This window comes from Bacteroides sp. L10-4 (assembly GCF_013373675.1).
GTDB classification, from domain to species: domain Bacteria; phylum Bacteroidota; class Bacteroidia; order Bacteroidales; family Bacteroidaceae; genus Bacteroides; species Bacteroides muris.
In genome coordinates this window covers 34,584-50,438 of record NZ_JABXJH010000038.1, presented here as the reverse complement: position 1 = coordinate 50,438, position 15,855 = coordinate 34,584, and the positions used below count along the sequence as shown (strand labels likewise).

The following is a 15,855-nucleotide window of genomic DNA, read 5'->3' as shown; positions in this document are numbered from 1 at the left end:
CTGCGGTCTTTTCACCCGCATAGCAGGCAAAATAGCAGCAATGACGTTCATGCAATATGTCAATTTCGTTAATCATCATCCGATTGGGCGGATAAAATATTCTCTAATTTAATTCAACCAACAGGTAGAAATATGTATTCCTATCCGGCAGCCAGCAGATTCTGGAAATAAGCAATCCCACGATGGATGCCTATTTCAAAAGATGCGCGGGAAGAGACGACGGCAATACCTTAGGAGACACCACCATTGACAAGGTGACGGAAACCCTTAAAAGTTTATGTACAGTACCTTCCGCCTGCTGCGAAAAGCAAAAACAAGACATGCTGACACTGAATGTAACGCATGGCTGCAACATGTCCTGCAAATATTGTTTTGCTTCGACCCTGCAAGACAGAAAAAGCGTGATGTCCCTTTCGGTAGCCCAAAACGCAATTGCCAACATGCTTGAAGGTAATCCCGACAGCGAACGATACACCATTTACTTCTTCGGCGGCGAGCCGCTATTACACAAGCTGTTTGTCAGAGACGTAGTGGAAATAGCCAAAGAAGAAATCATATTCCGACGGAACAAAAACGTATGCTTCCTACTGAACACCAATGGCACATTGATAGACGATGACATGATGAACTTCTTTGTACAAGAAAAGTTCACCGTTACAGTCAGCATTGACGGGCCGCAAAAGGTGAATGATGCAAACCGGGTATTTCTTAACGGTCGCGGCAGTTTCAGACGAATAGCCGAAAATATAGAAAAACTCAAAAAAGGTGGTGTAGACTTCAATCTAAGGGCTACCATCAGCCCAAAGAACACAAGGTTACTCGAGACGTTCCTTTTTTTCGAGAGCATGGAAGTCCCTTACTCTTATGCCTTTACAATTGATTCCGACGTAAAGGACCGGAGCACGACCCACTTTGATGCCAACGGCATTAAGACAATAGACAAGCAACTGGGCGAGGTCATGAACTTTTTTACCCGAAAGTTTATGGGCAAAGAAAACATCTACTGCAACGACTTTCAAAGGAATATCAACCGTCTAAGAACCAAGAGCGTAAGATACCAGGGATGTGCAGCAGGCAGAAGCAGCCTTATTGTAGACGAAGCAGGAGAGTATTATCCATGCCAGAACATGCTTTCCTATCAAGATATGTCCGTAGGAAATGTGTCCGAAGGTATTGATAACAGCAGATTACAGCTTTTCCGTTCAAAAGAAGTATCACAACTTGCAAGTTGCCGACAATGCTGGGCTAAATACTTATGTGGTGGCAGTTGCGAAGCTGAGCGACATCTTCTGGGTCAGGAAAGTAAAGACTGGAAACAAAAATGCAAAATGATTCGGTTGGAATGGAAACATCTGATTCATTCCTATATCAAGCTAAACGATTTTATTAACAATATGTCTAACAAACACAAAATTATCGATTATGAAAAATTTGAAAGAGCTGGGGCTTAACCCCATTGACGAGAAGCAAGCAGAGAGTATTAACGGTGGATATATTGGAATACCTCCAATGATTATAGAACCGGAAGATTTAGTAGTATGTTGCCACAATATACCACCAATAAACATGCCAGGAGACATATGGAGCGACTTAATGTAATGTCTCCTTATTGGGGAAAAGAGTCAATCGAGCTATGAGAACCCTCACATTGGAAGAATGTATCAACACGTATGGCGGTTGTTGCGTCTGCGATGCAGATACCGGTTTCAGCAATGTATTTGCAACACCGCTTACTATCAGAGATTCACTATTCAAACAGTAACTTAAAAAAAGAAAAAAACAATGAACAAGTATTTTTATTTATTAGCAGCATTATGTTTGGCTGCATTCTTCGGATGCCAAAACGACAATGACATGAATGCCTCCTTCAGCAAAGAAAAGGGAACAATTTCTGCTACTATAGATAGTGTCGGAAAAGTTCACAATTACTTATTGGAACAAATGAAAGATTCGGAAATCGGATTATGCATAAGCAATAAAACTAAAATGAAAGATTTAGTCAACTGTTTTCAGAAGCTGAATGACAATGGCAAATATTGCTATAATGAAATTATGACCAGAGCGGACAACGACAATGCCGACTTCAGCGAGTTTGAGAATATGGCAATCGAAGACTTTGACGTAAAAAGCATCCGCACACTCGTCTTAAAACGCATTAATGCAAATGACAATATCGACATTGACGTAAAAAAGGCTATTGAAATCATTTCCGACCCAGACGGAAATCCATTAAGCGAACAGAACCTTTCACTCATTGAGCAGAACAAGAACAAGAAAGGAGGGCATCTTCTAATCGTATTCAAAAATATAGCCGAAGACTCGGATGAATATTGGCCACAAACAAGAGATTCCCAATCACGGGCCGTAATCGTTGCAGATGGGATAGGAGGAGTACTTGGCACAACCTGTAGCGGAGTGATGGGAATACTTTGGGGAGCAGGATTTTCATATGCCTGCGACATGTGTTTAAGCAACTAAATTGAGACTTATGTGTGCAAATACTACTGCAAAATACAATATGTCAATCATCGTGCTTTATATGATTTTCATTGTGTCATTTCTATATGACAAGCATTATGACATCATCGGAATATTGACATCAATCGCATTTGCCGTCCTATTTCCCCTTAGCATCCGAAAAGAACCAAAACAGACGGATGGCAAGCGTTTAAAGTCTCTGCTATTTGCTTGTACCTTTATGATAGGATTTCCTTGCGCTTTGAAAATAACTGAATTCCTAACAAACAAATCGTTTCAAGCAGACGGATGGCTGGTTGTATTAACTGGAATTGCCTTACAAAGCGCCCATTATATCATAAGTGTACGTAGAGAAAAATCAAAACCCTAAGATATGTTTTTAAGCGGTTGTTGCATCTGCAATGCAGATATCCGTTTCAGCAGCGCATTTACAACACCGCTTACTATCAGAGATTCACTATTTAAACATTAACTTAAAAAAGAAAAACAATGGAAAAGAACATCGAACACAAGGTAAAGCCTTTAACAAAAAAAGAGCAGAGAGTTGTATCGGGAGGATATGCCCCCACCGATTCTCCCATTAAGCCCATAGACGACAACAATGGTATGCCGGATTTTAAGATACCAAGCAAAGAAGATTTCAAGTTCTATTAATCGCAATAGAAACGTTCTATTAACCCTTTTATTAATAATTAAAACATTTTGAGTTATGAAAAATTTAAAAGACAATGCAATGATGCAGGAAATGAGTTTGCAGGACATGAAGGATGTAAACGGTGGACTTGTAGGAGTAATTTTCGGTTTAATTATAACTGATATCATAATGAATCCCAATAGTGCATGTGAAGCTTTAAAAGCCGGTTGGAATTCTTGGACAAAATAAAATAAATATCAACTTTAAATTAACATACAATGATGACAGAATTATCCAACCTAGAATTACAAGAAATAAACGGTGGCGAATTAAACGAACTTACAGAAGGACTTCTCTACGGTATAGCAAGGACAGCAGCCTTTTCTGTTTTCGAACTAGCAACTTTGTGCTTATTAACCTACCATAGTCTATAAAAACCATGATGAAACTATCTGCATCAAATGATGCAGATAGTATTCACCTATTAAAACCAAAAAGTTGTATGAAATTTTCACCAATATTAAGTATCGCATTTACTGTAACAATCTGTTTTATTACTAATAATATAGTCCAACCATATCTATTAAAATATGGCACAAATGATTACTATAGTACATCTTTTATCAGTGGATTCACATTTACCTTCTCATTCGATTCTATACTCATCTTAGTATATAAAAAGAAAATAACGAACAACAAAAAGTTGATTTCATTATTAATCCCTTGTCTTCTCTTTCATTTTCCATTCTTTGAGATTTCCACAAATAACCTCATTAAATTATTAGGATGTTCAATAGCTACCATTGTAATCTTCATTTTATATAAGAAATATCCTAAATATTGAGTATTCTTCATCTCATATTATAACTCACAATACGAGAATTTAAATTATTATCATAGGATTAACAATCCTATTTACCCAGAATCACTTTTTTACATTTCTAAAAATGATATTAAAATTAGGCACTAATATTAGGTATTTCTTTCTATACTTCATTATGATGATTATCACAATTCTCCACAAAAATAGATATAAAACATTCATCTCTCAATAAACCTCAATTTTAACCTACAACTAACATTCCCCTAACATATCTTCTTCCTTTATCGGCCTACCTTTGCTCCATCAACAAGAACAAAAGTATTAACTCTTAAAGCAAGAAGATATGTCACTTTTACCGAACGAATGGATAGAAAACAGCATTGAAGTCTACAACTATCAGCACACCACCAAATCACAAGCCATCTATTGGGTAGTATTGGCAGCCGTTACCGCCGCCCTCATCTCCCTCCCCTTTATCTATATAGACATCTCCGTACAAGGCAACGGAGTGATACGCCCGGTAACGGAAAAGACGGAAATCAAAGCAGCCGTCACCGAACTGGTAGATTCCGTATACGTCCGCGAAGGGCAGCAAGTAAACAAAGGGGATATTCTGCTGCGATTCCGCACCAGCAATCCCGATTACAAGATTACTTATCAGACCAACTGCCTGAACGACTATGAAGCGCATCTGGCAGACCTCACCTATCTGTCACGCGGAGAGGTTCCTGCAAATTTCCGTTCTCCGGTGCGCCGACAAGAGTACGCCTACTTCACCAAACGGAAAAACGAACTGGAAACATCCCTCACTAAAGCCAAGAAGGAATACGAACGCGAAAAGATTCTGTTCAACAAAAAGCTGATTTCGGAAGAAGAATATGACAGCTACTACTTTCAATATCAAAGCCATCAGAATGAACTTGCCTCACTGATACAAAGCCAAATCAGTACTTGGCAAGCAGACCTGAACAGCTATCGCAACCAGTGCAACGAAATGAGCACCACACTGAAACAAGAGCAGAAGGACAAGGACATGTACATTGTACGCAGCCCGGTGGCAGGTACCGTAGACCAGTTCTCGGGCATCTACAAGGGCAGCAGCATTCAGGCAGGCCAGTCGCTTGCAGTAATCAGCCCCGACTCCACGCTGTGTACGGAAGTCTACGTAGCCCCACGAAACATAGGGTTCATGAGCATAGGCATGCCGGTGCATGTGCAAGTGGAATCCTTCAACTACAACGAGTGGGGAACTCTGCCGGGAAAGGTGAAAGACATATCATCGGACTTCCTGACCGATGCCCAAGGCAACTCCTTCTACAAGGTGAAATGTGAAATGGAGCGCGATTACCTGAAACGGAAAAACGGACGGATAGGCCGGTTGAAGAAGGGAATGACAGTCAGCGCCCATTTCATAGTGACACGCCGTTCGCTCTTCGACCTGCTATACCAGAAGATGGACGACTGGGCAAATCCGCGACAATATGAAAGCGAAAACATGATGGCAAGAAACAATTAAAAAAGGAAACAATTATGAGACTCAGAAAAGGAATCAAAATCAAACAACACGACATTACGGACTGCGGGGCTGCCTGCCTCGCCTCGGTATGTGCCTACTACGGGCTGCAATTTCCCGTGGCACGCATCCGTCAATACGCCTTCACCGACCAGAAGGGAACCAATGTGCTGGGAATGATAGAAGCAGCCACCAAGCTGGGGCTGTCTGCCAAAGGCGTACGCGCCGAGTTCGATGCATTGAAGGTGGTGCCCAAGCCCGCCATTGCCCATGTCGTAGTGAAAAAGGAGCTGCAACACTTCATCGTAATCTACAAGGTGACGGACACGCACATAGTCTACATGGACCCCGGAGACGGACAGATGCACAAAATGGACCATGAGGACTTCCTGATAGAGTGGACGGGAGTGCTCATCCTGATGGAACCGGAAGCAACCTTCAAAACCGGAAATGAGAAAACCGGCATGACGAAGAAATTCCTTTCGCTGATGGCACCGTACAAAAGCGTAATGCTGCAAGCCGTCTTCGGAGCACTTATCTACAGTATTCTGGGACTATCCACTTCCATTTACGTCGGGAAAATCACCGACTATGTACTGGTGGACAGAAACCTGAACCTGCTCAACCTCATGGGGGTCATCATGCTCGTCCTGCTGTTGCTGCGCACGTTCATCGGCGTCATGAAAAGCATCCTTGCCCTGAAAACCGGACAAAGGATTGATGCGGCGCTGATACTGGGCTATTACAAGCACCTGCTGACACTGCCCCAGCAGTTCTTCGACACCATGCGGGTGGGCGAAATCATATCGCGCGTGAACGATGCCGTAAAAATCCGCAACTTCATCAACAACGTATCGCTCGACCTGCTGGTCAACGTCATGATACTGCTGTTTTCCGTATGCCTGATGTTCGTCTACTCGTGGAAGCTAGCACTAATTACCCTGCTGGCCGCGCCTCTGTTCCTGGTGATATTCTACAGCTTCAACAAGCTGAACCGCAAATACCAGCGCCACATCATGGAGAGCAGTGCCGACCTGGAGGCCCAACTGGTAGAATCTCTCAACTCCATCTCCACCATCAAGCGCTTCGGCATCGAGGAATATGCCAACCTGAAAACGGAAACGCGCTTCGTACATCTGCTGAAGAACACTTACCGCAGCATCTACGGTTCCATCATGGCGCAAGGAGGCATACAGTTCGTATCAACCGGAATCACAATCGCCATCCTGTGGCTGGGCAGTGTGCTGGTCATCGACCAGGAGTTTACGCCGGGCACGCTGATGGTATTCTACTCGCTGGTAGGATACGTCATATCGCCCATCGGTTCACTGATTTCTTCCAACCAGACCATACAAGACGCACTGATTGCCGCCGACCGCCTTTTCCAAATCATGGACCTGGAACGCGAACAGAACGAGGAGCAGAAGATAGAACTGACCGAGGAGATGGTAGGAGACATCAGCTTTGAAAATGTCTGCTTCAGGTATGGTTCGCGCAAGGACATCTTCTCTGCACTGAACCTGACGATAGAGAAGGGAAAGATGACAGCCATCGTGGGTGAAAGCGGTTCCGGAAAAACCACACTGATGTCACTGCTGCAACATATCTACCCCATTCAAGGAGGACATATCCGCATCGGCAAGCATGACATCGCCGAAATAGACAACCGGAGCCTGCGCCAACGCATCGGCACCGTGCCCCAGCACATCGAGCTTTTCTCCGGAACCATCGCCGAAAACATTGCCGTAGGCGAACTGCATCCCAAGATGATACGGATAAAGGCCTTGATGGAAATGCTCGGACTGGAAGAGTTCATCGAACGCCAGCCCAAAGGCTACCAGACCCAAATCGGTGAGCACGGCGTGAACCTCTCAGGCGGCGAACGGCAACGGATTGCCATAGCACGTGCCTTGTACAAGAATCCGGAGATTATTATTCTGGACGAAGCAACCTCTTCGCTGGACAACATAGCCGAAAATCAGGTGAAAATAGTGATGCAGGTGATGAAGGATGCAGGCAAGACAGTTATCGTCATTGCCCATAGGCTGAGCACCGTGAAGCATGCCGACCGGATTATTGTGCTGCACAATGGTGAAGTAAAAGAGGAAGGGACACACGAGGAACTTTCGCAGAAAGACGGTTTATACCGCAAACTCTGGAAAGAACAGTTCGAAGTTCTTAAATGAAAACAAAAAACACAGATGGGTCCTATACTGCAAAGTTCTGCATATTTTTTGCAGTCGCACTGCAGAGCTGTTGCAGCACCACTGCATATGTGTTGCAGCCGCGCTGCATATATATTTGCAGTGTCACTGCAACAGCTCTGCAGTGCTACTGCAAAATATATACAGCAGCTTTGCAGTAACGTGATTGATTTCACCCGGTTATTGTTGCCAATTCCAGCACCCCTTCCGGCAAATATCCGCTGCGTATGCGCCATTCCTGGGGATAAAGATTATTGGCACGGTTACCTATATTCTTGACAAATCCTAGAGGTATCTGTTTGTAGGTGAGCAAGACAATGCCGCGCGGAGCAGTCTCCGAAAGGACAACAGCCTCCTTGCGCAGGTAGTTGATGGCTTGCCCGCGGCCTATCTCTTCGCGGGCAAAGGCATACGGATTCAGCGCTATACTCATGGCGAGCCCATGAGCAGGCATCCAGTCTTTTCCTTTCAACTCGGCAACATCCACCCCGGTCTGCACGATGCGGAGTGATGAGCGCAAAGCCGACAACTCGGAGAGATATTCTTTAGGGAAAGCACTGACGTTGTTGCCATTGACGATAAATTCATAATTGTCCGGAGCCGCAAGCCACTCACGCAGTGCCGAAAGCTGTTCTTTGGAAACACCCGGAGTTTTCGCTCCTTTTCCTTGGGGTTTTCTTCCTTTTTCCCGGGATTTCACCTGCCCGGCCCAGGTATTCCCGTCACTCACGCCCGGTTTGCGGAGAACTGCCAAAAAGAATCCTTCCCCCTTCGTCCGATGGGGCAGGAAACGATAGGCGGGAAAGTCCTCTCCCGACAATAGATTACCCGTAATATTCCAGTCAGCAGAGATTTCCAACGGCAATACTTCCGCCCCGAATTCATCCCGTATCCAACGGATGTTCTCTTCGTTTTCCTTTGTATTATAGGTACAAGTACTGTAGATGAGAATGCCTCCGGGCTTCAAGCAAGGCCAGATATCCGTAACGATGCGACGCTGGCGCTGCCAGCAGATTTCCACATTCTCCCCACTCCACTCACTTACCGCAACGGGGTCTTTACGGAACATCCCCTCACCGGAACAGGGGACATCTGTCAATACAACATCGAAGAAATCCGTCAACGAAGAAAAATCTGCCGGATCATTATTAGTGACCACCACACCGGAATCCCCCCACTTCGTAAGATTCTCCGCCAATATCTGCGAGCGGTTGCGGATTACCTCATTGGCCACCAACAGACTACCTGCAGGCAATACGCTACGGGCATGCGTGGATTTTCCGCCGGGAGCCGCACAGAGGTCAAGCATCACCACCGGCTCTTCGCCCACATTCTGCCTCAAAGCCTGCCCCACAAACATGGACGAGGCTTCTTGCACATAGTAGCAGCCTGCATGAAACAGCGGGTCAAAAGTGAATGTCAGCCGCTTGTCCAGATAGTATCCTGCAGCAGACCAAGGGACATGCTCAAAAGAGGAGCGAAAATGACCGAATGAAGATTCGGACAACTTATCTTCATTCAGTCGTATACTGACCGGCTGCTCCCCTTCCAGGGCGGCAGCCAGCTTTTCATATTCTTCCACACCCAAGAGGGCGCGTGTATAATCGGTGAAAGATGAGGGTAATTCCATTCTCTGAACTGTTTTTGCGAGGGCAAAGATAAAAGACAATAAGACATTTTCATTAAAAATATCGCCTTATTTCCGGTTTTCTGAAAAAAAGATACTCTCTTTGCAACTTTATAAAGGTGACGATACGTCTAACCAACAAAGAAACAAATTAAAAAGACCATAGATTATGAAACGTATCATTTTTGGATTAATGCTTGCCGTGATGTTCTGCACACTGGTGCAAGGCGCAAACAGAACCGTAACAGAGAACGACGGCCAAGGAAACAAGAAAAGAGTCATCGAATTGAGAGACACTGTAATCAATGGAGAAACCGTAACAGACACACTCAGTGTCATGACTTATGAAAACGGTGTCGACAGTAGCGACACCCCGGAAAAATGGAGAACCCACCACAGCAACGGTATCGACTGGAACGGGTTCGACCTCGGAAGCAAGACCTCGGAAACCGTGATTGCTGTAACAGCCATCGTCTTTATATTCGGACTGCCGCTGTTCATCATATTCGTAGTATTCTTCTTCCGCTATAAAAACCGGAAAGCCAAGTACCGCCTGGCGGAACAAGCCCTGGCCAGCGGACAGCAACTACCAGAAAACTTCTTCAAAGAAGCCGCAGCAACAGACATCCGCAGCAAAGGCATCAACAACATATTCGTCGGCATCGGCCTGTTCATCTTCCTTTGGGCCATCACCGGAGAATTCGGTCTCGGATGTATCGGCCTATTGATTATGTTTACCGGTTTCGGACAATTGGTAATCTACTACACCCAGCAGAGCAAAGACAACAGTCCCTTCATCCATGTAGAGTACGACAAGAATAGCGGAAAAAGAAACGTGAAGGCGGGAAACACTGAAATCAGCTACTCCCCAAAAGACAACGAGGAAGAATGAGCCAGATGGGGGACATTTCGTTAGTCGCACAGGTCGTGGTGTTTCACAACACCAGGGCCTTCGACCAGTTGGTTAGGAAATACCAGTCGCCCGTGCGGCGATTCTTCCTGCACCAGACCTGCGGCGACAGCGAATTGAGTGACGACTTGGCACAAGATACATTTATCAAAGCCTATACAAACATCGCTTCGTTCAAAAATCTGTCCAGCTTCTCAACCTGGCTTTACCGTATTGCTTATAATGTTTTTTATGATTATATTCGCAGCCGGAAGGAAACGGACGATTTGGATACGTACCGGGTGGACGCTCAATACAGCACACTGCAGCAGGACGTGGGACAGCACATGGACATTTACCATGCCTTGGCCACACTGAGGGAAATGGAACGCACCTGCATCACGCTCTTCTACCTGGAAGACCAAAGCATCGAAAAGATTGCAGGTATCACCGGATGTCCGGCGGGAACGGTAAAAAGCCACCTCTCGCGGGCGAAAGACAAGATGGCTTCCTACTTAAAACAAAATGGTTATGATGGAAAATGATGATAAACTCCTGACTTCATTCTTTGCCGAACACCGGCAGGAGATAGCCGATAACGGATTCAGCCGCCGCGTTCTACGACATCTGCCCGGCCGCAGCCGTCACTTGGCACAGATATGGACAACATTCTGCTTTACACTGACCCTCGTGCTGTTCGTCGTCCTCGACGGAGTGCAACTGATACTGGACACCTTGCGCGAAACCTTCGATACTTCCATCCGGAGCGGAGCTTCGGAACTTGACCCCAAATCGTTAATCATTGCCGGAGTGGTATTGCTCTATTTCGGTTACCGCAAGATTGCATCTATGGCATAAATATATATCCATGCCCGGAGAAAGACAACCTCTGCTCTTCTAATAAAGTGGCTCTTATCTAATAAGGTAAGGGCCACGGCTTTTTCGTTAAATGAAAGAGCCATTGGTAAGGACTAATTTTTTTTAAACGAACAAACATATATCAACAAGAAATTGTATCTTTGCTCGCTCGGAAAACTAAATAAGAGGAGAAAGTTTTGAGAAAGATTCTATTCATCATATTATTCGTTTTTTCTATTGGGAATATCGGAGCGCAAACAACAAGCGATTCCATCGTCATGAATTACTTGAAGGAAATGGGCGCTCCCGTTACTTATAACAATGAAGTGAAATTACTGATGACCGGTCATGACAAGTTCGTTGACCTCTTCGAGAATATCCGCCATGCCCGGCACCATATCCATCTGGAATACTTCAACTTCCGCAACGACTCCATAGCCAATGCCTTGTTCAGCCTTCTGGCAGAGAAGGTCAAGGAAGGGGTTGAAGTCCGCGCCATGTTCGATGCTTTTGGCAACTGGTCCAACAACCAGCCATTGAAAGAACGCCATCTGAAATTCATCTGCGCCCAAGGCATCGAAATCGTCAAGTTCGATCCTATCACTTTTCCCTGGGTGAATCATGCCATACACCGCGATCATCGGAAAATAGTAGTGATTGATGGCAAGATAGGTTATACCGGCGGCATGAATATCGCCGACTACTACATCAACGGATTACCCAAAATCGGTAAATGGCACGATATGCACATACATCTTGAAGGAGATGCCGTACGCTATCTGCAGGGCATCTTCCTGACCATGTGGAACCGGGAGACGGGAGAACACGTTGGAGGTCCCGCCTATTTTCCGGACATTCCGCAACTGCCCGACAGCATTGCCGAAGAAATAGCCATCGTAGACCGCACGCCACGCGAAACACCACGTTCCATCAGCCATGCATACGCAGCTTCCATACAAGCCGCACAGAAGAGTATCCGAATCGTGAATCCTTATTTCGTTCCGACCAAATCAATCCGCAAAGCAATCAAGAACGCACTGAAAAAAGGTACTGAAGTGGAAATCATGATACCTGCCGTGTCCGACATAGCCTTCACGCCGGATGCCTCATTCTACATAGCACACAAGCTGATGAAGAAAGGAGCCAAGATATATCTTTTCAACGGCGGCTTCCACCATTCCAAGATAATGATGGTAGACAGCACTTTCTGCACGGTGGGTACTGCCAATCTTAATAGCCGCAGCCTGCGCTATGACTACGAGACAAACGCTTTCATCTTCGACCCCAAGACCACCAATGAGCTGAATGCCATGTTCGAACGGGACGTGCAAAACAGTACGCTACTCACTCCCGAAGTCTGGAAAAAACGTTCCGGATGGAAGAAATTTGTAGGCTGGGTGGGAAACTTGATGACCCCCTTCCTCTAATTTCTAATTATTAATTATTAATCTTTGATTAATTCTCCTACCTTTGCGTTGGGATAAAAACAGAACAACATCATGAAACAATATTTAGACCTACTGAACCGCGTACTGACCGAAGGCGTAGAGAAAAGCGACCGTACGGGTACCGGCACCATCAGCGTATTCGGACACCAAATGCGTTTCAACATAGACGAAGGCTTCCCCTGCCTTACTACCAAGAAGCTACATCTGAAATCAATCATATACGAACTGCTATGGTTCCTCCAAGGAAACACCAATGTGAAATATCTTCAAGACAACGGCGTACGTATCTGGAACGAATGGGCAGACGAAAACGGCGACCTGGGACATATCTACGGGTATCAATGGCGCTCTTGGCCGGACTATAAAGGGGGATTCATCGACCAAATCAGTGAAGCGGTCGAAACAATCAAGCATCATCCCGACTCACGCCGGATTATTGTCAGTGCATGGAATGTAGGCGATTTGAACAATATGAACCTCCCTCCCTGCCATGCCTTCTTCCAGTTCTATGTAGCCAATGGAAAACTGAGCCTGCAACTGTACCAGCGTAGTGCGGACATTTTCTTAGGAGTGCCTTTCAACATTGCCTCCTATGCCCTGCTCCTGCAAATGATGGCACAAGTCACCGGACTGAAAGCCGGAGATTTCATCCATACTTTAGGAGACGCCCACATCTATCTGAACCATTTGGAACAGGTAAAGCTACAACTATCTCGTGAACCGCGGGATTTGCCGCAGATGAGAATTAATCCGGATGTGAAAGACATCTTCGACTTCAAGTTCGAGGATTTCAAGCTGGTCAACTATAACCCGCATCCGCATATTGCAGGGAAAGTATCAGTATAAATCCTATAACAAGATAGAAAGAGAAAGGAATTCTACAGAGATATGATTAATATTATTGCCGCAGTAGATAGAAAGAGAGGCATCGGTTATCAGAACCGGTTGCTATTCTGGCTTCCCAATGATTTGAAGCGTTTCAAAGCTCTCACCACGGGAAATACCATCATCATGGGCCGAAAAACCTTTGAATCTCTCCCCAAAGGCGCGCTTCCCAACCGCCGCAACATTGTTCTGTCCACTCAAAAAGATTTGTTCTGTCCTGGTGCAGAAGTTTTCTCCTCACTGGAAGAAGCACTGAACAGTTGCCGGCCCGACGAACACGTCTACATCATCGGCGGTGCAAGCGTTTATCGTCAGGCACTCCCCTTTGCAGATGCCCTCTGCCTAACTGAAGTAGATGCAGAAGCTCCTCAGGTAGACGCCTACTTTCCCGAAATCAATCCGACTATATGGCAAGAAAAAAGCAGGGAGTCCCATCCCGTAGATGAGAAGCATCCCTGCCCTTATGCATTTATCGATTATATCCGCCGGTAGAATCAATCTTCTTCTTCTACCGTTATAGGCATCTGCCGCTTGATGGCTTCGTGGAAAGAAATCAAGGTTTCCGTACGCGCCAATCCCAGCGGCTGCAACTTATCATGTATGATGCTCAACAAATGATGGTTGTTGCGGGCATAAAGCTTTATGAACATATCATACTTGCCCGTCGTAAAATGACATTCCACAATCTCAGGGATAGCTTCCAATGCCCTCGTCACAGCATCAAAAGAAGCTGGATCCTTTAGATAGATACCGATATAGGCACATGTTTCGTATCCTATCTTCTCCGGATCAATCACATATTCAGAACCTTTCAATATACCTAAGTTTGTCAGCTTTTGAATGCGCTGATGGATGGCTGCACCCGATACATTACAAGCCCTGGCCACTTCAAGAAAAGGAATGCGTGCATTATCGGCTATAAGTTTTAAAATCTGTTCGTCTAAAGTATCCAATTGATGATGTCCCATTTCAAATTCTAATGATTAATAAATTACTATATCTCCCGCATACCTATACGGCAACATGCAAAGTTAGATATTTTTTCGCCAATAAAAAATACGGCTTATAACTTTTCTTGCAAAAAAAGAATAATGCCACATATCAGACCTTTCAAAATGCATATGCAAAATTCCATCTCGCACGACTGGAAAATTGCAGATGAGCTTTAAAGATATTATCTTTGTCTCATCAATAATAATGAACCATTATGAAAAAGTATTCCTTATTCCTATTATGCCTGATGGCGACAATATCCTTGCATGCTCAACGCTTTGCCGATTATTTTGCGGATAAGACCCTACGTGTCGACTATATCTTTACCGGAAATGCAGCCAAACAAGAAATATGCCTGGATGGTTTGTCTTGTCTCCCCTCTTGGGCAGGGAGAAAACATCATTTGTCTGAACTCCCCCTGCAAGGAAACGGGCAAATCATTATGCGAGATGCAGCCAATGGCAACGTAATCTACAAGACATCCTTTTCTTCACTCTTCCAGGAGTGGCTGGAAACAGATGAGGCCAAAGCCGTGACCAAAGGACTCGAAAACACCTTTCTCCTTCCCCATCCCCTGCGTCCTGCAGAAATAGAAATAACTCTTTTTGACCCACGTAGAAATGTACGGGCAAGCATGAAGCATACAGTCAATCCCGACGATATCCTGATACATCAGAAAGGAACTGCCCACATCACGCCACACAAATATCTGCTGCAAAGCGGCAATACGGATAAATGCATCGATGTCGCCATCCTTGCAGAAGGGTATACACCCGAAGAAATGTCTGTGTTCTACGAAGACGCCGCCATTGCCTGCGAAAGCCTGTTTGCCCACGAACCCTTCCGGTCCATGAAGAAGCGTTTCAATATCGTAGCCGTAGCCAGCCCCTCAGAAGACAGTGGAGTGAGCGTACCACGCCTCGGAGAATGGAAACGGACAGCATTCAACTCTCACTTCAGCACGTTCTATTCAGACCGGTATCTGACGACCTCACACGTGAAATCCATGCACGATGCCCTGGCGGGAATACCATACGAACATATCATCATCCTTGCCAATACGGAAGAATACGGTGGTGGCGGAATCTATAATTCCTATACTCTTACCACCGCCCATCATCCCATGTTCCGCCCCGTTGTGGTGCATGAGTTCGGACATAGCTTTGGAGGACTGGCTGATGAATACTTCTATGACGATGATGTGATGACAGACACCTATCCTTTAGATGTGGAACCTTGGGAACAGAATATCAGCACAAGAATCGATTTCAGTTCCAAATGGGAAGATATGCTCGCACAAAAAACTCCCGTTCCCACTCCCACCTCTGAAAGTAAAACATACCGCGTAGGCGTATACGAAGGAGCAGGTTATTCTGCCAAAGGCATATACCGTCCGGCAGATAATTGCCGTATGCGTACCAATGAATACCCTACTTTCTGCCCTGTCTGCGAACGGGCCATCCGCCGCGTCATTGAATTTTACACAGAATAGAAACAAACTAA

The 15,855-nt window shown here is 45.3% G+C and carries 17 protein-coding genes and 1 pseudogene; 16 read left to right on the top strand and 2 right to left on the bottom strand.

What is annotated here, in order from left to right:
- From HU824_RS12825 to HU824_RS12790, 9 genes and pseudogenes are all read left to right on the top strand, one after another.
- Nucleotides 1–112: pseudogene (locus HU824_RS12825) on the top strand (IS982 family transposase); the annotation flags it as partial.
- 70 nt (nt 113–182) lie between these two features.
- Nucleotides 183–1,451, top strand: coding sequence for a radical SAM protein (locus HU824_RS12820; RefSeq protein ID WP_176469039.1), 1,269 nt, complete (start codon nt 183–185; stop codon nt 1,449–1,451).
- Nucleotides 1,423–1,599, top strand: a complete 177-nt coding sequence (locus tag HU824_RS12815) for a hypothetical protein (protein ID WP_176469038.1) — start codon at nt 1,423–1,425, stop codon at nt 1,597–1,599. The genes HU824_RS12820 and HU824_RS12815 overlap by 29 nt, the downstream gene beginning before the upstream one ends.
- Before the next feature lie 34 nt (nt 1,600–1,633).
- Complete coding sequence (locus HU824_RS19805) at nt 1,634–1,762, top strand: hypothetical protein (RefSeq protein WP_255260515.1); 129 nt, start codon at nt 1,634–1,636, stop codon at nt 1,760–1,762.
- Between the two features lie 20 nt (nt 1,763–1,782).
- The gene (locus tag HU824_RS12810) at nt 1,783–2,478 is read left to right on the top strand and encodes a hypothetical protein (protein WP_136011108.1); all 696 of its coding nucleotides are present in this window, start codon (nt 1,783–1,785) and stop codon (nt 2,476–2,478) included.
- Nucleotides 2,479–2,967: 489 nt separating this feature from the next.
- A complete protein-coding gene (locus HU824_RS12805; RefSeq protein ID WP_168354357.1) occupies nt 2,968–3,132 on the top strand; it encodes a hypothetical protein in 165 nt (54 codons plus the stop codon).
- Between the two features lie 55 nt (nt 3,133–3,187).
- Nucleotides 3,188–3,361 (top strand): hypothetical protein, encoded by a 174-nt coding sequence (locus HU824_RS12800; protein WP_176469037.1) that lies wholly within the window; start codon nt 3,188–3,190, stop codon nt 3,359–3,361.
- 917 nt (nt 3,362–4,278) lie between these two features.
- Nucleotides 4,279–5,451: an HlyD family secretion protein gene (locus HU824_RS12795; protein WP_136009794.1), complete on the top strand. Its 1,173-nt coding sequence runs from the start codon at nt 4,279–4,281 to the stop codon at nt 5,449–5,451.
- Between the two features lie 14 nt (nt 5,452–5,465).
- A complete protein-coding gene (locus tag HU824_RS12790; protein ID WP_176469036.1) occupies nt 5,466–7,634 on the top strand; it encodes a peptidase domain-containing ABC transporter in 2,169 nt (722 codons plus the stop codon).
- A gap of 190 nt (nt 7,635–7,824) precedes the next feature.
- On the opposite strand, the gene HU824_RS12785 is transcribed toward HU824_RS12790, so the two are convergent.
- The gene (locus HU824_RS12785; protein ID WP_136009796.1) at nt 7,825–9,282 is read right to left on the bottom strand and encodes an rRNA cytosine-C5-methyltransferase; all 1,458 of its coding nucleotides are present in this window, start codon (nt 9,280–9,282) and stop codon (nt 7,825–7,827) included.
- A gap of 166 nt (nt 9,283–9,448) precedes the next feature.
- Here HU824_RS12785 and HU824_RS12780 point away from each other — a divergent pair, with 166 nt between their 5' ends.
- The 6 genes from HU824_RS12780 (at nt 9,449) to HU824_RS12755 (ending at nt 13,851) form a co-directional block, all read left to right on the top strand.
- Complete coding sequence (locus HU824_RS12780) at nt 9,449–10,171, top strand: DUF6249 domain-containing protein (protein WP_255260514.1); 723 nt, start codon at nt 9,449–9,451, stop codon at nt 10,169–10,171.
- Entirely contained in the window at nt 10,168–10,713 is a 546-nt protein-coding gene (locus tag HU824_RS12775; RefSeq protein ID WP_136009797.1) for an RNA polymerase sigma factor, read from the top strand. Before HU824_RS12780 ends, HU824_RS12775 begins: the two co-directional genes overlap by 4 nt.
- Nucleotides 10,700–11,026 (top strand): DUF5056 domain-containing protein, encoded by a 327-nt coding sequence (locus HU824_RS12770; protein WP_136009798.1) that lies wholly within the window; start codon nt 10,700–10,702, stop codon nt 11,024–11,026. The genes HU824_RS12775 and HU824_RS12770 overlap by 14 nt, the downstream gene beginning before the upstream one ends.
- A gap of 278 nt (nt 11,027–11,304) precedes the next feature.
- Nucleotides 11,305–12,453, top strand: coding sequence for a cardiolipin synthase (cls, locus tag HU824_RS12765; RefSeq protein WP_176469044.1), 1,149 nt, complete (start codon nt 11,305–11,307; stop codon nt 12,451–12,453).
- Between the two features lie 72 nt (nt 12,454–12,525).
- Nucleotides 12,526–13,320: a thymidylate synthase gene (locus HU824_RS12760; protein ID WP_136009800.1), complete on the top strand. Its 795-nt coding sequence runs from the start codon at nt 12,526–12,528 to the stop codon at nt 13,318–13,320.
- A gap of 42 nt (nt 13,321–13,362) precedes the next feature.
- Nucleotides 13,363–13,851 (top strand): dihydrofolate reductase, encoded by a 489-nt coding sequence (locus tag HU824_RS12755; protein ID WP_136009801.1) that lies wholly within the window; start codon nt 13,363–13,365, stop codon nt 13,849–13,851.
- 2 nt (nt 13,852–13,853) lie between these two features.
- Here the strand turns inward: HU824_RS12755 and HU824_RS12750 are convergent, their stop codons facing one another.
- Entirely contained in the window at nt 13,854–14,327 is a 474-nt protein-coding gene (locus tag HU824_RS12750; protein WP_136009802.1) for an Lrp/AsnC family transcriptional regulator, read from the bottom strand.
- A gap of 239 nt (nt 14,328–14,566) precedes the next feature.
- On the opposite strand from HU824_RS12750, the gene HU824_RS12745 reads away from it, so the two are divergent.
- Nucleotides 14,567–15,844, top strand: a complete 1,278-nt coding sequence (locus tag HU824_RS12745) for an IgA Peptidase M64 (protein ID WP_176469035.1) — start codon at nt 14,567–14,569, stop codon at nt 15,842–15,844.
- Nucleotides 15,845–15,855 lie beyond the last annotated feature (11 nt).